The following is a 17,462-nucleotide window of genomic DNA, read 5'->3' as shown; positions in this document are numbered from 1 at the left end:
CTTATCCCTGGCGACTGGTTTCATGCCGGACCGACGCAAGGCCGAGGCTCTCGGGCTTCTTGACGTCTCGAAGATTGCTCACAGACCAATCGTCTCCGGGCCTCCTCAGCCAGCCGACTGGGGAACGGGCATGAGCTGGTACCGCCGCGGGGCTTCGCTTGTGGCAATTCGCGTCAGCGGTGCTGCAGCGGCGGCACGGGTTCCTTAGCGGCTGCCGGGAGTTGGGGCTCTTCGCTCTCCGGGCGAGTGTGGGTACGGACTCGCATTGTTGCCCCCAGAGGGAGGCAGAGAACGAGGATGCCGCCTGTCATTGCCAGGGCGAAGCTCCACAGTCCCATCATGAGAGCGATAGACAGGTGAAATGCTATTCCTGCGCCCATCGCCCACCATCGGAGCCGCTGCGGCAGCAGAAGTGAGACTGCCAGGAATCCCTCGATACACAAGGGAACCCAGGTCATCAGCGCCACGCCGATGGGGGTGGCAATGATGGGGGCGACCAGCCAATCGAGCCATGGGGCCGGCCCGAAGTCCAGATTGCTTCCCCAGTACCACATGGCAGTGCCGTCCTGCCATTCCGTGTGGGGAAGCTTGGCTATGACGGCCTGCAGGTAGACGACGACCATCTGCAGTCGCAGCATCATCAGGCCGCTGATGCCAACAAGTGCAAGTACTCTCGTGGTGCGCGTGATGGGAGGTTTCCTGGGTGGCGGCTGCCAGTGCCACCGGCGAGTATCCCCCAAGGCTGGGAGTACGAACAGCATGGACAGGATCAAGGCGATTTGGTCGCCGCCGTCGGAGATGGCTATCCCGGAGAACACGCTGTAGTTGATGTAGGCGTGCGGCAGGGCGGTGTATCGGGGGAGGAATCCTGAAGCAGTGATGAGCAGGATGATGACGCATGCCCACTTGATCCAGGACAGGTGGGTGGCGTTGTGCGGCGAGAGGCAGAAGACGCTCGCAGCCATTGTGGAGTTACAGAGTGGGTATTCACCGACTGTGGCCACGGGCCGGAACAGCGTTTCGGAGCTCGAGGCTGCCAGAGTTCCTGCTGTTCCCAGCGCGACGAGCGTTCGAGCAAGCCCATAGACGTTGGTCCACGGCAGCGCGACTCGGTACTCCTTGCTCATGGGCACTTCACACTCCAGACAGCAACTCGTTCGGGCGTGTGGCGCTCAGGGGACAGGTCACGCCAGGCCCAAGGGACCGGGCGTTCCTCCACCACAGCCGCGTTGCCGCACAGGGTGGGCGAAGGTGAAGGGTTGGTGGCCTTCATTGCCTTCTTTGCTCCGAGTTCAAGACAGTCGTGAATGGTGCTTGAATTCTCGCAAGAGGTCCATTTGACATTTTTCTGGTGCAGCATCAGAGCGACTTCAATGCCCTGGGAGCGCGAGGCGCGATCAAAGCCAAAAGCATTCGACGCCTTGGCATGCGGAGTCAGAGAGACCGACTTCCAGGAATCTCCGAATGAGTGATAGGGCTCATACACGGGGTCCTTGGCGGACTTGGTGAAGAAAGCCCATCCTTGAGGGGCTGCCACTGTCGCCACAGTGCGGGCAGTGTCCTGCGCGGGCAGGGAAAGTACATTGTGGGGAACGAAGCTCTGTGCCACGTACAAGGACACGACTACCCATAGGGCGGCAATAGTCGATACCCATGACCGTGGCACTGCGGCCGAATGAGGCGCTTCGCCGGCCGTTGTGATGTGAATTCTCTTTGTGATGCGCATGGGAGTCTCGGGGTCCCAACTTCAGGGCGTTGTGACGCGAAGAACGGTGGCAGGGCGAAATCCGGAGCGAGCCGGGGTCCTCCCTGACGAGCAGGGAGGACCCCTTGGCGGGACTGGCTCAGGCAGCCAGAGTCTTCGTCAACAGGGCGATTTCCTGGTCTCTGGACAGGGAGCTGGAACCGTTCGGAGGCGCGGTCCAGAAGTGGACCGTGGTCACCGCGGCCTTCCACGCCTGCACATTCAAGGCGACCGACACGTTGCCCACACCGCCCAGGTTGATCGCGATGAGCACGTTGATTGCGAGCACCACAGTGGCGCACATTCCGGCACCTGTGCCGGCCTCAGCGACGGCGGCGGAACTCTTCGTCGCGAGGGACTTCAGAATGCCAGCGGCCTCGGTGGCGGCGCTCTCCACCTTCCGCGGGTCTCCGGAGCGGAGCTTGGTGGAGAAGCTGCTGAAGAACTGCGGGTGCTGCTTCTGAATGGTGTCGAGAAGCGACGCGGCGGCCTTCCGCTGCTCTGGGGTGCTGTTCTTCGTGCGGAGGGTGGCGATGTCTACGAACTTGCCGCTCTTGCCCAGTTCTTCTGCCACCCGCCCCTGTGCGAAGGCAAGGCCTTCGAACAGGGCGCGACCATCCTTCGCAGTACCGACGCCGGCTAATGCCTCCGCGGAATGTGTGCGCGGCGCGGTGGGTGTGGCCATGGCTCCCTGGACGGCGACACCGCTCACGGCGAGTGCGGTCACAGCAGCGATGGCGACACTTGTGCGTCTGAGCATGTGTAACTCCCTTGTAGCTGATTCGATGATTCCGTTTTATTGCTCACCGTGATCAGCGGTCACGGACAGAAATGACCGTACAGCGGGAGATCGAACGGAATCTCGAATTCCTCGACAAGGTGGAACTCTTGAGTCGATATCAGCCACTTTTGCCACTCAAGTATCAAAAATTCGCTAAAGCCATAGCGGTTCGCATGCGTGATCGAATGCATTCGATGTCGGAAGCTGTACCGAGCGTGAGGGATGCAGCTCATGCCGTGTCTCTCTCAGCCCCCGACCATCCCTTTCGGTGCGTGTGATCGCTGCAGCGATCACACGCACGTTGCACAGCGGGACGCATCCGGGTGCCTTGCCGCCAGCTGCGGATCGTTGGCACTGTTGGTAACACCCGTCTCATCGCACGCACTTGGCCAATACACGTTGGTGCCGCATGACCTACGGGAGCACTGTGCCGTTCAACGTCAACTGGTCTTTGGGCCTGCGTGCATGAGGGGTCACTGCGCCGACAGGCTGTTGTCCCGGGACGGACTGAGGTGAGGGGAGTGAACTTTCGCATTGGATGGTCAGGGCGGAAACCATTTGAAGCTCAGTGTGCAGGTGCTCGGCGGTCGCGAACGGTGGATGCCACCGTCAGAGCAGTCCCGGCGAGGATCGGCGCGATCATCGCGGTGAACAGCCAGCCGGATACCTCTGGCTCCGGCGCCGAACGCCACAAGACTGCGCAGCCGATCAGGAACGACATGCCCACGCAGGCGTTGAGTGTCAACAACGCCCGGGCGGTCCAGAGGGCAGAGGCGCGTGTGCGAGGCCGGTTGAGCGACGACCTCACGAGCCCGTTGCCGAAGGGCGCAACGCTGTCCGGGAGTTCGGCGCTGGGAGTAACCCGCAGTGTCAGCTCCGCGCAGGCGGTCAGCAGAACAGTTACGCCGATGTGCACGAATACGAGGACGAAGGCGCTACCGATAGACCGGTTCGTCCAGGCGTCCACCCCATCGGTGCCGATGTGCTGCGGTATCCGGCTCGGCAGATGCGGATAGCGGACGATGCCCCAGACGGAGAGTGCGGTCAGGAGAGCGGCGTTGGGGAGGAGCCACAGGCGTACGGGAGATGACAAGACCATGCGGCAGATTGTCCGATGAATACGCAAGGGTGGGTACCGTTTTGCCGGTGATGGCCGGCTGGAGCGTGGCGGTGGCTAGGCAGACGTCCAGGGCCCTGGTGTTTCCGTAGCCGATGCCTGTCGCGACAAAGCTGACGCCAGGGAGCCGGCACCACGTGTGGCGACATCTGGGTCATGATCGAAGCATCAACTGCCGCATCACGGACCGGCCGTCGGCCGCGGCCGTAACTGTGACCTCGGACCCGCAATACCCGGAGCTCTTGCCGGCCTTCACGTGCGATCAGACACCCGGCAATGCCGGCCCAGGCAACTGCCGGATCCCAGGTCGAGACGCCCCAGGAACCGCAGAGCCCCGCTCGCGCAGTGTGGGCAAGGGCTGCGCACGCCGGCCCGAGCCTCCCGGTGTCGGATGCCGAGTGCTCCGGGTTGTGGAGGAACACCAGATCAGGCTCGCGCCCGAGGTCCTTGGCTACCTGCTCGACGGCGATCTGTAGCCGGGCGGGATCGAGGCTGTGGCCCTCGGGGAAGAATCCAACCTTGGTGGACACCGAGAAGTTCGCCAGCAGGTCACCAGCCGTTGTCTTCAGGACCTCGTGGGAGCGATGGCGAAGATAGTTGGATGCGGTGTCGATGCGTCCTATGCCGAGGTCGGCGGCTGCTTCGAGTAGGTCACGGGCGTGACCAGATCGGTGTAGCCCGAGGACGATTCTTCCGTCAGCGGTTCGCACAGCCCCTCCGTGATCAGCAGGTCGGCCAGAGTGGTGATGTCGTCGGTTGCGCCGTCGAGGTAGACCGGGTGGCACGACAGGAGCGTTCGGAGGCTCGGTTCTGCGCGCTCGTGGAAGGTCAGTCGCTTGGCGCCGCCGCAGACTTGGACCCTGTCACCGGATCGGACGATGGAGGGTGCGAACTCGGTGACGGCCGCGACTCCATCCGGCCGGCCGAGGGCGGCCACGTGCGGCAGGTGGCGTGCGGGCGGGGTACTGGACCTCAGTTCGTCCAGGTAGCGCTCGGGACTGTAACCGGCGGCCAGGGCGCTGAGCTTGTCCGCCAGCACGTTGTGCGCGGCTCCTTCCGCACTCTCCAGATTTTGGCGGAATGCCTCATCGGCGCGGGCTGCGTCGGCGAGGAAGTTCGCCCACGTGACGCCGGTTCGTCTGGTGAACCCGAACGTTACGTGCAGCGAGTGACCACTGCTGCCGGAGCCGAGGCGGGTGGCGGTGTGCCAGAAGCCGCGGGGGATGTGCATGAGGTCTCCGGCCTGCATGGTGCCCTTCCACAGCACTTCCTCTGAGGGCGTGCGGTTGCGTTCCGCGTCGCGGTACATCGGCGCCGGCCTAGACGGGCCGCGCACCTCCCATGACTTTTCGCCCGAGATCTGTACAGCGATGACCTCGTGATCATCCCAGTGCAGATGGAAACCGTCGGTTTCGCCGACCGCGAGGTATGCGTTCGCGGAGGTCAGTTCGCCCGACCACCAGCCCAGGGCTCGGCAGGCGACTTCCAGTGTCGGGTCGAAGAAGTCCACATGGTCCAGGACAACGGTGCCGCCCTCGTTGAGGATCCGTCCGAGGGCCGCCATGTCGGCCTGGCTCACGGCCTGCCTGCGCCGGTTGACGTTGGTGGACAGGAACGTGGACGGGTGTATTTCGTCGCCCTGGGCGTAGCAGCGCAGCTGCGGATTGGCTAAATGGCGGCGCTTGATCAGGTTCAGCAGCTTGTGTGGGGTCAACGGCCGTGCGGGTAGCTCCGGGTCCGTGAGACGGCCGCGTGGCCCGTCCCAGCCGAGAGCCTTCTCGATGTGAGTGACGAGCCGGTGCTCCATGGGTTCCCCTTACTCCTTCGGGAGGTTCAGGTCGCGGTTGTCGCCGTCATCGCCCGCACTGTTCTGCGAGCTGGTGACGTCGGACCGCTCGGACTCGCTGCGGTCGTGAGCAGTCGCCAGCTCCTCCACCGCAGCCGCAACGCTGGAGGGCCTGGGAGATGGTGCCCTCGACGCCGGCGCGGGTTTTGTAGCGCTCCTTCCATGTATCGGTGTCCTGGCCGGCGCGGGCCTGGCGGAGCGCTTCGTGTTCTTCGCGGGGCCGCAGGGTCAGCCGCCGGCCGACGCTGGAGGTGGTGCACTGCTCGCGGACCGGGCAGGGCCGGCAGCCGCTCTTGTTGAAGCGGACCCGGATCACGGGGGTGCCCTCGGGTGAGTGGTCGGGATTCCAGCGTGTCGTGGTCCTGCCTCCGGGGCAGGTGACCCGCTCGCTTTCCCAGTCGATGGTGAAATCGTCACCGGTGAATCCGCCGCCCGCGGCGGTCTGGGGGCTGATGGCCGGGGCGGCCGGGCCGGTGAGCGTGAGGCCGTACTCGCGGCGGGCGTGAACGAGCACATGCGCGTCGACGTATCCGGCGTCGACCATGTGCTCGCCGGGCAGACGGCCCGCCTCGGCGAGCCGGGCATGCACGGGCTCGGTCATCGACACGTCGGGCACCGTCGCGTCAGTGGTGGCCACGTTCGTGATCAGGTTCGGGGCGTCCGGCTCGCAGGACTCGGTGAGGTGGACCTTGTATCCGGCCCAGGCGGTGTCCCGCTTGACGCTGTTGCGCGCCTCAATGTCATAGGGGTTGACCAGGCAGGTTGCGCCCGGCGGTCGGTCTTTGGGGTCCCGCCGCCTCACCTCGCCCTCAACCTGGTGGAAGTTCTGCACCCACATCTGGCGCAGGTGCTCCACCTGCCCAAGCGCCCGCAGCTCTTGCGGCGCCTGCCGGGACCAGACGGCCTGAAGCAGCCGTGTCCCGTCCCGGCCGATCCGCAGCCCCATCTCGTCCCGCGTGGTGCGGGCCCTGGGGAACCGGGAGTCCTCGGCCCTGGTGGCGTAGTGCTTGAACCAGTCCGGCTCGGCGACCTCGACCAGCCAGTCGGGGGCAGCCTGAGCCAGCGCGTTCAACGCCGACCGTAATGTCTCTGCGACCCGCTCAAGCCAGACAACATCCCGGGCCGCCGTCAGCACGTGGGTGGAGTCGGTCCTCGCCCGGCCCGTCGTCTTGAGCAGCCCCTTCTCCCCGGCCACCGTCAGGATGCCGTCCAGCACCCGCCGCCCCGCATCCGCCTCCGCCAGCCGGTCCCGGAACTCCGACAGCACCGAGAAATCGAACCCCGGATCACTCAACTCCAGCCCAAGCGCGTACTTGAAGTCGATCCTCGCCCGCACCGCCTCCGCCGCCTGCCGGTCGGTCAGCCCCTCCACGAACTGCAACACCAGCACAAGCGCCAACCGCCCCGGTGACCAGGCAGGCTTCCCCCGCACCGGGAACAGGTCCGCGAACTCCTCGTCGCGAAACAACGGCCCCAACACGTCCCTGACCCGGATCGCCAAGCTGCCCTTGGGGAACGCGGCCCGCGCCACCCGCACCGTCTCCGCCGGGACCTAACTCGGCCCGCTCGGCTGCATCGACACCCGCACCCACCCCAAACGACAACGTCGGCCTTCAAGACCACAACCGGGTCTTGAAGGCCGACGTCACGCGAGGCCCCGAATTAACCAACAGCGTCCTCTCAGTCGCACCAGGGGCTGGGGACGAACGCGGAACTCGGGGACCATCTCGTTGAAATGCCGTTCCCTACCGGTCAAGCTCCGGTCTGCTTCAAATCCCACTTGAAGCCTGCTTCGTCACGGCAGGTGCCGCTATAGATCCCGCCGAAACGGGACGCGGTCGGATCGGGATTGGCCTCGACTCTCAGGCACTGGTTGAAGCCCACATTGAAGATCTTCACGAGGCCGTCTCCCGTTGGCTCAAGCTTAAAGCCCTGATTAGCTCCCCCCGTACAGGGCGCCGAGTAAAGCCACGGAGATTCAAAGGGGCCAGCCGTCCCCTCGCCGCCTTCCCCGTAGAGTGCGAGGCATTTGGGCCCGCTTCCATCCGCTGATTCTTGCTGGAAACTTACGGTCCCGTCACCGTGGGAGACCTGCCTGAACTCCTGAGCTGCCCGTATGGTGGCCTCGTCTTTGTGATTGACCTTCTGGTAGTCAGTGCTGGTCGCATTTGCGAGGTACACCCCCTCACGCGCACTGCCGTCGTCGCCGCTGGGTCGCAAGTCATAATGCGCGGCTGCAAGGTCCGGATACGCCGAAGGCGCCAGGGCGACGACAGGGGCAGTCGAATCCGCGTTTGCGGCCGACGGTGACAGCGTGACGGCGCATGCCGCAAGGGGCACCGCGACCAGTGCGATGGCCCGACGGCGGGGTATGAAGCGGCTGGAGACAGCCACGTTGCGGAACCTCATTGTTTGGATCTCCTTCGGTTTGCGGACACTTTTCCCCGGATCCGGCAGCCTGCTACCGGCAGCATCCCCCAGCCTCCTGCGGCGCGAGGGACTTCCCGAAGGCGAGTGCACAGGACATGGGTGCCGTTCGCCGCCCTCACCCGCGGGAATCACCGAGCCTAAGAACGCCTGGAGGCAAACACATCGGTCACCTGACGTATGTTGATCCGAAAGGTAGGTGTTCTGGATCGTCGATGCTGCGTGCGTGAATTGGTGGCGGGACGCACGGCAGTTGCCGCCGTCGGCGCAGGAAGCCCTTCGGCTGGGTACGGTGGCCGCATTGGTGGCGGGCCGGACACGCGAGGATGTTGCCGCGGAGGGGCAGTGCTCACACGGATGTGATCGCTCAGCCCCCGAGCAGGCGGACGAACGGGTGTCGCTCGTCGCGGAACGGCAGGCGAAACTGGTTCGTACGACCCCGCCGCTGGTCTTCATGGTGCTGGATGAGAGCTGCCTCCGCCGGCCCATCGGCGGACCCGCCGTCATGGATGCCCAGTTGGCGCGATTGGTTGACTTCGCCGAGCTGCCGAACACCGTGCTCCAGGTCGCACCGTTCGACATGGGGGAGCGTCGGCCGTTCGATCAACCGCTGCACCTGCTCACGCTGTCGGATCGCCAGCTCATGTCTTACGCCGAGTCCGCACACCGGGGTCATCTTGAGCGAGAAAGTACCTCGGTGCTGCCCATACTGACGGCCTACCATCAGCTACAGGCCGAAGCGCTCTCTCAGGCGGCATCGGTGGACATGATCAACCAGTTACGAAACGGCATCTCGTGATCGAATCCCTCTGAGACAGGAACCGTCCGCTCGCACTCCCTTCACTGCAAGTGGTCACGAAACGGACGCCCGCCGACTACGCCGAAGCCCTGCTTAGGGGATAGTCGTCCGGCGCAAGGCTCTGTGGAAGGAGCAGACGGACAGTACGCTGAGAGGGTGGCTCCGCGGCATCCCCCGTCTGCGGAGCCACCCTTATGTCCGTCGGCCAGCGGAGTCGACCGTCCGGCTCCTCCAGGTGCGTCATCCTCATCAGGGCTGGACTGTCGGCGAAGCCGAACTCGCGGTACAGAGGCGCCGCTTCCTGGCTGGCGTGGAGTTCGAACAGGGTGACGTGCTCGGTGCGGAGCTCGTCGAGTAGTACGCGGACAACGGCTCTGGCGTAGCCGCGGCGCCGGGCATCCGGGCGTGTGGCGACCACGTGCACGCGGCCATCGAGCCGCCCGGGGCGTCGATGACGAAGGCCCGTGCGTCACCCCCCCCGGCGCTAGCCGTGGAGCCAGCTCGGCGGTGCACCGCAGGATCCACTCCTCGCCCATCGGCTCGGACAGAACGTACTCGGAGCGTAGCCGGATGATGCCTGCCGCATCTGCGGGCGTCGCCGCTCGGGCCGTGGGCAGCCCGGCGGTCAGTGGTCCGGACGTGGGGGCGAGCCCCAGATCGTCGTTCATGAGGAGCCTCCTGGTGGTGTCATGCCGCTGCCCGGACGACGCTGAGGAACTGCTCAACACCCTGCACCTTCAGGTGGGGTTCGTAGCCGCGTGCGAGGTCGCTGATCTGGCGGACGCAGCGGGAGGCGCCGATCCGCTGGGCGAGGACGAGGGCTTCGCCGGCGAGGGCGGCGCTGTGGTCGATCCTCGCCCTGACGCAGCAGGCTTTCGGCTCCTCGGTGAGGAGACTGCGCGGGTTTTGTCCCGGGCGGTGGGCACGAGGGCTACTCCCTGAGAGATCTGGTGCAGGGCGGTGCCGGTTTCTCCGAGGTCGATGAGGCAGCGGCCGGAGTCGACGGCGAGGTCTGCTGGGCTCATCCAGGAGCACCATGCGGGTGGTGCGGTGGTGGCGGAGTGGAGGGCGTGTTCTGCGGCGTCGAGGTCGCGGCGGCAGGCGCGGGCGTCGCCGTTCATGGCCAAGGCTCGGGCCTTGCGCAGGTGGAGCAGGGAGCGGGCGGTGGGGTCCTGGGTGCGGGACAGCGCGTGGTCGAGGACGTCGATGGCGGTGCCCGCCTGGCCGAGCCAGATGTTCTGGTACGCCAAATCAGAAAGGACGCCTGCTCCGCGGTCGCTGTCGCCGACTTGGTGGGCGGCGCGGCGGACGTCGTTGGCCACCGAGCGAGCGGCGCTGATCAGCTGCAGTGCGATCTGCTCGTAGTCCGCCGGCCGCAGGCCCGGGGCGCCGGTCCATGTCAGTACGGCCTTGACCAGGCTTTCGTGGGGCGTGGGGTCGAGGCGGAGCTGTGGTGCGAGACCGCTGGTCTTATCCAGTAGCTGTCGCTGTGACATGTCGCCGGAGCCATGTCAGGCGCCGGCGTGGAGGTAGGCGGCCCACAGGAAGGGGATGTGAGTCCGGTCGAGTCGGCCGGGCAGGTCGTGGCCGTCACGTACCTCGCGCACGGCCTGGTGCAGGGCCCAGGCCGCCCGGCTGGTGTCGAGGGCTCCGGTGGGGGTGCACAGGTGGGTGTAGAAGGCGTCGGCGATGGTGACGGCGATCTGGTCGTCGATCTCCCACAAGGTGCCCACGACGTGGGGGAATCCTGCGAGCTGGAATGCGGATGTCAGGTGGATGGCCTCGTCAATGAGGTCCGCTGTGTCGATGGCCGCGGTGCGGCAGGCCGACAGGTAGGCCAGTTCGGCCTGGTCGAGGCGGACCTGGGCCAGGCTGGCGACGGTGAGCGGGTCGCTGGCGTGGTCGTGGAGCAGCAGCCAGCTCTTCGACGGATCGGTGGGGTGGCTGGCGCCGTGGCAGGCGAAGTGCGCGATCGAACAGCTGGGCAGGTGGTCCAGAACGTTGTCCTTCGTCGGTGTGTGAGCCGAGGACACGAGGGCACCGTCGTCGGACGAGTCGGGTTCTAAGAGCAGGGTGAGCTTGGGAAGGTGCTGGTGCAGCTTGGACACTTCCGAGCTGACGTGCGGCAGGCAGCCCTGATCAGGCAGGCCGGGGGTGGTGGGCATTGCGACGACCAGCCCCTGGGCGGGCTTGTCCGGGACCGAGGCGTGCTGGCGGGCGTGGCGCAGAGCGCGGACGGTGGGGGTGTAGGAGGAGATGACGCGGTCCATGACGGTGCGCCGGCCTGGGTCGTCGACGGGGTCGGTGTGGTAGCCGGCGGCATGCAAGGGGAGCAGGCCCAGCAGTCCGCCCGGCGCCCACCACACCCGCGGCCAGTCGGCGTCGGCCGACGACTGACGGTGGTGGCCCAGCGCGTCCAGGACAGGCCCGGCGGCGTCCCACAGCCATTGCAGGACCTGGGCCATGACCGCCTGCGCTTGGCGCCGCTCGGTTTTGTCCGGGCCGGAGGTGGCAGTGCGCAGCGCCCGGTGGAAGGCGTCAACCTGCTCGGTCAGGGCCGCGACAGTGAGCTGGGGGAGCTCCACGTGCGTGATGCCGCTTTGGGTGAGCAGTAGGGCATCGCTGCGGTATCGGCTGACGTTGAACACCACGATCGGGCCCTGGTCGGCCTCGGCGAGGAGTTCCCCAGGGGTAGGTGGGAGGGCGAAGGAGTCGAACCCTGCCAGGGCGCGGATGTCGGCCAGGATCTGGGCGAAATCGCGGGCCAGCCGGTGCCGGTCGCGTACGGCGCGATCCTGCCGCGCCGCGAGGGCGTCAATGTCCTCGCTTCCGTCGGCGGAGTCGAAGGTGCCGGCGGGCTGGTCGAGCTGGTCGCGCAGTTGGACGAACCGGGCAGCCAGATCAGGGTGCTGCCGGTTCAGGTCGGTGAGGTCGCTGCGGGCATCCAGTGCCTGACTGAGCAGCACCGCCCGGCCGGCTTCCAGCAGTCGCAGCGCCCGGGTCGCGCGCTCCGGCTGGCCACCGCCAGGGCCAGGGCGGCGGCGTCCCCGGCCAGGCCGGCGAAGTTGCCGAGCGCGCGCTGCTGATCGCCACGCCCCAGCTGGCCGGGGGGCACCTCGGGCAGCAGCCGCACCGCGGCCTCCGCCATATCTGCCGCCCGCCCGGGTGCGGACTCCGCGACCAGCTCGGCCACTGCCATGGCTGCCCGAATACGGAACGAAGGTGCCCCCGAGTCCATCTCCCACGCCCCGGTATAGGCGGACACCGCCGCATCCAGATCCGCCTGATCGCCGGTGCGCTCGAACCAGCGCTGCAGCGCGCCCCCCAGGCCGGACAGGTACTTCGCGCGGTCGGGGTGGTCGGCGGGGGTGGCCTGCACTGCGTCCCGTCCCCTATCGATGGCCGCATCCAGGTCGGCCTGATCCCCGGTGCAGTCGTACCGGCGCTGCAACGCGATCCCCAGGTTGGACACGTGCCGGGCGCGGTTGGGGTGATCGGCGGCGGTGGCCCGCATGGCGGCCTGATATAGGTCCACGGCCTGGTCCAGGTCGGCCTGGTCTCCGGTGCGCTCGAACCGGGCCCACAGCGCGACGCCCAGGTCGGACACGAGCCGCGGGTGGTCGACGTGGCCGACGGGGGTGGCCTGGGCGGGTCCCGAGGGTTGAACTACACCGCCGGCAACAGCGCCAGAACCGACGCGACGAGACGGGACACTCCATGACCCTCAGAAGCCGTTGACCGTGACTGGTGAGCAGAGCGATCAGCAGGGCGGCTCCGCCCGCGTTCAGGTCGACTGCCCAGGTCACCGGGTCGTCCTCGGCCAGTGCAAGGACGTCGCCTATCAGCTCCAGCAGCTCAGCCTCGTTGTTCGGTACTCGGCGCGAGAGCACCTTCGTTCCGTCCGTGTCGATCACCGTGCAGTGGTGCGCGGCCTTGCCGGCATCCGTCCCCGCCCAGAGCTCGGGCACCCGAGCCTCCCTCGCCGGTCGGTTGACTGGTCCCTGCAGACGACCACGCCGACGTGTCCTTACGAAGCGATCTCTGTTCGCTCATCCCAATGAGTGGCCGTGTCGTCGCGGGGCACTGAGCGGCCTATCAGTCAAAGCCACGCGTACGGCATGAGCGCTTTCAGCCACATCCAAGCCCCTGGGTCTGCCGATCGTACGAAGGACCGGAATCAACCCGCCAACAAGGTAAGGAGCGCTTCACCTGGCGAGTGAGCGCTTAAGCTGGCGAGGCTGAGCATTGCAGTCGGTGCGCCTGCTCATTGGCGTGTTGCGGAGCCGTGGCGGAATCCGCATCCAGAGTGGGGCCTGATGCCACAGCCGCCGGCGACACCCCCGCATCCGCCAGCATGACCGGGCTCCACTCCAGCACCGAAGTCCGCCAGGTCCTTTGAAAATCTACGTCAGGTGACGGATGTAATGGCCCCTGACGCAAGCTTGGATTTGAGCCATCCCCCGGTGAGTCCAGAGCAACGTAGTGAAAGGCGAAAGGGACCCCGTGACCTACGGGTGAGCCCCCTATGCCTGCCTGCGCACGAAGAGCGGCACGCCGGATCCGAGCCAACATACCCGTTGCTGAAGGGGAAAGCACCAGTGGCCATCACCCACAAAGCTCCTGTCCATCCCATCTCGCGCCCCCTCCGGGTCATTGCACGGTTCGCGATGCCCGTTGCGGCACTCGCGGTTGTAACGACACCATCAGCCGCCCATGCTGCGATTGGCGGCCCCGAAGATCCGGACCTTCTTGCGGTAAGGCCTGTGACCGGCCCTTCCCTGGCACTCACCGCTGAGGGGCCCGCGGGGAGCACCGTGTTCTCCCTCCGGCCTCTGACCGGCGACGCGGAGGGTGGGGGGGCCTCTGACGGGCGATTTGGCTACACAGGGATTCCAGCACAGAGACAACCATGTCGGGACTTATAGTCTCGCCCGCGGAACGTACCCCAGCTTGTCGTGCCTCCAGGACGGGACGCCCGAGGGATCTCTGAGGGAATCGAGCTGCGGTTTCGATGATTTCGGGATTACTCCTGACGCCACGCAGAAGTGGAAGTTCGAGCCGGATCCCACCGGCCAGAGCCAAAAGGTCCGCAACGTCGGTACGGACAGGTGCTTGACACGTATTGACAGCGTGGTCCGCACCGAAAGCTGCTCAGAGGGCGCACATCAGCAATGGAATTCGCTCGACACGCTTCACGCGTCGTCCTGACAGTCAGCCTCCGGCAGGCGCTCGGTTCCTTGGTCGGGCGAGCCATGACGAACCGGCGCCCTGGGCCGCGTGAGCACCAGGGGGGTCACCCAGACGCCGCTACCAGCGGCCGAGCGCGCAATGCGCCGCGCTCGGCTGGCGGTCCACAGCACGAACAGAACGCCGCCCAGCTATCCGCAGCCACACCCTCCCGGCCGGGACGGTCTCGCCGCCCCACGGTCTCGCCGACCCACGACACCACCACCCATCCACTGATGGCACAGCCGGTACGACAGAGCCGCGCCATGAGTCTTGCCCACTGGCCGGCAGCAATGGCTCTGCTCACTCGGCTTGCAAGTCAGCGGGGTACAGAGCGCGCGTTCGCCGGTCAGCTCCGCCCGCCGGGCGGCGGGCCGCAGGCGCATCTGCCGGATCAAGGTGACTGTGCCGACTTCGCGCGCGAAAAGCCGGTGGGTGCCCTCCCAGGTCCATGCCCTGCCGCGATCGCGTCATTCTTCCCACCGTTCCTGGAGGTGCATCGCACCGGAGATCGCCACGGCACACAGGAAGATAGCGAGCCCACCAACACCCAAGGGATCATTGACGTGAGCGCCCGCATCATCGAGAAGCAGGGCGTCCAGGTGGATCACACGCACCCGGTCGACTACGACATCGCCACCGGCGTCTGGCCCGACATGACCGAGCAGTGCTGGGCCAGCGAGTGGCTCCAGCTCCAGAAGCGCGCGATGGGCGCCGACGTCCCGCGGCGGGCCAGGCCCATCTGTCTGGGCGACAACGGCTCGGTGACGAAGCAGGCCATCGAGCGGCTGTACGGCAACTCGTCGTTCCTCAACGACCTTGGCCAGTACGCCCGCTGTGATCGGGGCGGCGGCTGCCTGATCACCGGCATGGAGACCGGCGCCAAGCACTGTGCCATGAACATCCTCCTCCACAGCCTGCAACACCTCGGCTGCACGATCCCGCAAGCCGACACCGGGCGGTTCGGCGAGGTCGGCGCCGCCCCCTCCTGCCTCGCCCCTGCCTCCGGCGGCCGGGAGCATGACTTCACCAACTGCAACAAACCTCATGACCTGGAACCCGCTGCACCTGGCCGAGTTGCTAGAGGACGGCGGCATCCCCGCCAACGGCAACCAGCGCTCGCAGTGGGACGCCGGATGCCGCCCCGACTTCGAGGCCTCCGAATGTCGGGGACGGGCCGATGACGGTCGCGACGGGAAGCCCGGCTTGGGAGCGTCCTGCCCGCTACGGCCGGTGGGGCCGGGCGGTCGAGCCGACTCAAGTGGACCGCCCAGGAGGCAAGAGCAGTCTCCCACCGGACGAGGTATTGGTCGAGCAACTGCGCGCGGGCGACGAGACGGCGTTCCGGCTCATGCTCGATGCCTGGTCACGGAGCATGCTGCGGCTCGCCCGGTCGTTCGTGTCGACCAACGCCACCGCCGAGGAGGTCCTCCAGGACACCTGGCTTGCCGTGATCCGAGGCTTGGACGGCTTCCAGGGACGTGCTTCGCTTCGGTCCTGGGTCTACCGAATTCTGATCAACACGGCCAAGGACCGAGGCCGCAAGGAGAGCCGCACCCTGCCCTGGACCAGCCTCGCACCCGAGGGCTCCGGCCCCACTGCCGAGCCCACCCGTTCCCAGAGGCCGGACGATGCCTACCCCGGACACTGGTGCACCGGCGCGGGGTCGGTGTCTTGGCTGATGCCGGAAGGCGCGGCGCTGGCGGCCGAAGTCCGTGCAGTCATCGCTGCGGCCTTGGAGGAGTTGCCGACCCGGCAACGGGCCGTGGTCATGCTGCGGGACGTTGAAGGATACGAAGTGCAGGAGGTCTGCTCACTGCTGGAGATCTCCCACGGAAACCAGCGGGTCCTGCTGTACCGGGGCCGGACGTTCGTCCGTGACAGGCTGAAGGAATATCTCGCCAAGGCGGAGAGCGACGTTACGTGATGGCTTGCGACGAGTTCGTCGAGCTGGTCAGCCTTCCTGGACGGCACCCTCGAACCCGAGGCCGAATGTCGGTCCGGCGAGCACCTGCCCCAGTGCGAGGGATGCGAGACGCACCTCGACCAGCTCCACCAAACCGTCAGCTCTCGGCGAACTCCACGCCGACACCAAGCCGTTCAACACCTGCAGACTCGCATCGTCGGCCCACTGAATATCATCGATTATCACCGCCAACGGCCCCTGCGCACAAAGGTCGTCGATCAAACCGAGCATCATCTCGACAGCGGCGAAATCCACCCCGCCCAACCCGAGGTTCACACCCGGCGCCGTGTGCTGAGCGTCGCCACGCAGGATCCCGGCAGCCCGAGCGCCGAAGATATCGGCCAGGGCCTCACCGACCCCCAGGCAGGCCGAGATCGCAGCGAACGGGCGTTGCCGTTCAAGCTCTTGCGCCGCCCCGTGCAGCGTTCGCATGCCCAGGCCCCGTGCCATCACCGATGCATGCTCAAGCATTGTCGTTTTGCCCAGGCCGGCCTCACCGACAACAAAAGCCGCTCGCCCCTCTCCCACCATCGCGGACGCCAACAGCGTCTCCAATGCCGCTGTCTGAGTTTCGCGGCCAAGTGGACTTCGGGCGAGACGAGCCATGCCATCAACACCTCTCATGTGCTACTTCTTGACATACAAGAGGCGACGATCCGCTCCATGATGCGCGACAGTCGGTCCAAACTCGTGCGCTGCCCCCGGTCGGCTTCGCGTTTGCCACCGGCGTGTGCGGGCGGTGAGGTACTGATGCTTGTGCGCACTTCGAACCAAACCGTCTTGCCGACGGCTGTCCGTCGTGAGCCCCAGCGCGCGGCAAGTCGATCAAGCAGAAACAGACCGCGTCCGTGCTCCTCGTCCTGCTGGGTAAGGGACAGACGTGGAAGGGCGGGACAGGCGTCGACGATCGTGCAGCGCAGCGTCCGATTCTGACAAGACAGGGACATGCACAGTCGGATTGGACCGCAACCGTGCGCGAGGGCGTTAGTGACCAGTTCGCTGACCAGGAGTTCGGTGGTGTCTGCGAGCTCGTTCAGCTCCCATCGTGCCAACTGCTCGCGGACCAGCCGCCTGGCCCGGGACGGGGCACGCACGTCACGGTCGAGCGGCCAGGAGCCCCCGTCACCGGGTGTCTCGCTCAAGAGCCCGTTCAGGCGTTTGGTCAATTCGGCGCGAGCGGCAGCCGCCCGCCTGCTCAGCAGGTGTGCCAGCGAGACGATGGCCTCATGCTCTGCGCGCCTGGTGGAATTCATGAGTGTCTGCATCCGGAGCAGCGCCCGCTGCGGCAGAGAACCAGGAACGGTCCACCGGTGAAGTCCGCGCGCCACAGTTCCGGAGCCGGCCCTCCTCGTGGCCGTGGAGGGAGGGAGGCCAGACCGTCAGACGCATCACGGCACGGGCTCAGTGGCCTGTGTACATGCATGGGACCCACCTTCGATCTCCGCTGTTACAGGTAGTGCACCCGTCGGCCCCTGCCTGGGACAAGGAGGAAGATACGTATCCCCATACGTACGCATACACGCCGACGGTCCGGGCAGCCAGAGCCGAGCCGCCCC

Annotated in this window: 15 protein-coding genes and 3 pseudogenes; 3 read left to right on the top strand and 15 right to left on the bottom strand. The window is 66.5% G+C overall.

All coding sequences use genetic code 11. The features are described from left to right. Positions 1 to 173: 173 nt before the first annotated feature. The 8 genes and pseudogenes from TU31_RS26470 to TU31_RS38805 all read right to left on the bottom strand — a co-directional run bounded on the left by TU31_RS26470 (position 174) and on the right by TU31_RS38805 (position 7,897). Entirely contained in the window at positions 174 to 1,127 is a 954-nt protein-coding gene (locus TU31_RS26470) for a sporulation-delaying protein SdpB family protein (RefSeq protein ID WP_078886041.1), read from the bottom strand. Then, positions 1,124 to 1,609 carry an SdpA family antimicrobial peptide system protein gene (locus TU31_RS37290; protein WP_245698757.1) on the bottom strand — a complete coding sequence of 162 codons (486 nt, stop codon included), beginning with the start codon at positions 1,607 to 1,609 and terminating at the stop codon, positions 1,124 to 1,126. Before TU31_RS37290 ends, TU31_RS26470 begins: the two co-directional genes overlap by 4 nt. 235 nt (positions 1,610 to 1,844) lie before the next feature. Next, complete coding sequence (locus TU31_RS26465; protein ID WP_158894715.1) at positions 1,845 to 2,471, bottom strand: sporulation delaying protein family toxin; 627 nt, start codon at positions 2,469 to 2,471, stop codon at positions 1,845 to 1,847. 619 nt (positions 2,472 to 3,090) lie between these two features. Beyond that, positions 3,091 to 3,624: a DUF1648 domain-containing protein gene (locus TU31_RS26460; RefSeq protein ID WP_042159003.1), complete on the bottom strand. Its 534-nt coding sequence runs from the start codon at positions 3,622 to 3,624 to the stop codon at positions 3,091 to 3,093. After that, on the bottom strand, positions 3,570 to 4,352 hold the full coding sequence (locus TU31_RS40475) for an aldo/keto reductase (RefSeq protein ID WP_078885985.1): 783 nt from the start codon (positions 4,350 to 4,352) through the stop codon (positions 3,570 to 3,572). The genes TU31_RS26460 and TU31_RS40475 overlap by 55 nt, the downstream gene beginning before the upstream one ends. After that, positions 4,262 to 5,449: a JmjC domain-containing protein gene (locus TU31_RS26455; protein ID WP_042159002.1), complete on the bottom strand. Its 1,188-nt coding sequence runs from the start codon at positions 5,447 to 5,449 to the stop codon at positions 4,262 to 4,264. The genes TU31_RS40475 and TU31_RS26455 overlap by 91 nt, the downstream gene beginning before the upstream one ends. 133 nt (positions 5,450 to 5,582) lie before the next feature. Next, a pseudogene (locus TU31_RS26450) lies at positions 5,583 to 7,025 on the bottom strand (IS1182 family transposase); the annotation flags it as partial. Between the two features lie 215 nt (positions 7,026 to 7,240). Continuing rightward, positions 7,241 to 7,897, bottom strand: a complete 657-nt coding sequence (locus tag TU31_RS38805) for an RICIN domain-containing protein (protein WP_158894712.1) — start codon at positions 7,895 to 7,897, stop codon at positions 7,241 to 7,243. Positions 7,898 to 8,198: 301 nt separating this feature from the next. Here TU31_RS38805 and TU31_RS26445 point away from each other — a divergent pair. Then, positions 8,199 to 8,714, top strand: a pseudogene (locus TU31_RS26445) (DUF5753 domain-containing protein); the annotation flags it as partial. 76 nt (positions 8,715 to 8,790) lie between these two features. Here the strand turns inward: TU31_RS26445 and TU31_RS39935 are convergent. From TU31_RS39935 to TU31_RS39930, 5 genes and pseudogenes are all read right to left on the bottom strand, one after another. After that, positions 8,791 to 9,132: a GNAT family N-acetyltransferase gene (locus TU31_RS39935; protein WP_245698853.1), complete on the bottom strand. Its 342-nt coding sequence runs from the start codon at positions 9,130 to 9,132 to the stop codon at positions 8,791 to 8,793. 319 nt (positions 9,133 to 9,451) lie between these two features. After that, positions 9,452 to 10,210, bottom strand: coding sequence for an NsdA family TPR-like regulatory protein (locus tag TU31_RS38800; RefSeq protein WP_158894709.1), 759 nt, complete (start codon positions 10,208 to 10,210; stop codon positions 9,452 to 9,454). A 15-nt stretch (positions 10,211 to 10,225) separates the two neighbouring features. Continuing rightward, positions 10,226 to 11,680, bottom strand: a complete 1,455-nt coding sequence (locus tag TU31_RS26425) for a CHAT domain-containing protein (protein ID WP_052719065.1) — start codon at positions 11,678 to 11,680, stop codon at positions 10,226 to 10,228. Further along, positions 11,632 to 12,321 carry a tetratricopeptide repeat-containing protein gene (locus TU31_RS38795; RefSeq protein WP_052719064.1) on the bottom strand — a complete coding sequence of 230 codons (690 nt, stop codon included), beginning with the start codon at positions 12,319 to 12,321 and terminating at the stop codon, positions 11,632 to 11,634. The genes TU31_RS26425 and TU31_RS38795 overlap by 49 nt, the downstream gene beginning before the upstream one ends. A gap of 112 nt (positions 12,322 to 12,433) precedes the next feature. Continuing rightward, positions 12,434 to 12,682: pseudogene (locus TU31_RS39930) on the bottom strand (IS110 family transposase); the annotation flags it as partial. A 1,824-nt stretch (positions 12,683 to 14,506) separates the two neighbouring features. On the opposite strand from TU31_RS39930, the gene TU31_RS26420 reads away from it, so the two are divergent. Both TU31_RS26420 and TU31_RS26415 read left to right on the top strand, forming a co-directional pair. After that, a complete protein-coding gene (locus TU31_RS26420; RefSeq protein WP_063770831.1) occupies positions 14,507 to 15,124 on the top strand; it encodes a hypothetical protein in 618 nt (205 codons plus the stop codon). Beyond that, on the top strand, positions 15,121 to 15,867 hold the full coding sequence (locus TU31_RS26415) for an RNA polymerase sigma factor (RefSeq protein WP_078885982.1): 747 nt from the start codon (positions 15,121 to 15,123) through the stop codon (positions 15,865 to 15,867). The genes TU31_RS26420 and TU31_RS26415 overlap by 4 nt, the downstream gene beginning before the upstream one ends. A gap of 27 nt (positions 15,868 to 15,894) precedes the next feature. On the opposite strand, the gene TU31_RS26410 is transcribed toward TU31_RS26415, so the two are convergent. Continuing rightward, positions 15,895 to 16,512, bottom strand: coding sequence for an ATP-binding protein (locus tag TU31_RS26410; RefSeq protein WP_158894703.1), 618 nt, complete (start codon positions 16,510 to 16,512; stop codon positions 15,895 to 15,897). 14 nt (positions 16,513 to 16,526) lie between these two features. Further along, on the bottom strand, positions 16,527 to 17,159 hold the full coding sequence (locus tag TU31_RS37265; protein ID WP_158894700.1) for an ATP-binding protein: 633 nt from the start codon (positions 17,157 to 17,159) through the stop codon (positions 16,527 to 16,529). Positions 17,160 to 17,462 lie beyond the last annotated feature (303 nt).

This window comes from Streptomyces lydicamycinicus (assembly GCF_000829715.2).
GTDB classification, from domain to species: domain Bacteria; phylum Actinomycetota; class Actinomycetes; order Streptomycetales; family Streptomycetaceae; genus Streptomyces; species Streptomyces lydicamycinicus.
The sequence above is the reverse complement of the archived record's forward strand: the minus strand, read 5'-3'. Positions and strand labels throughout refer to the sequence as shown.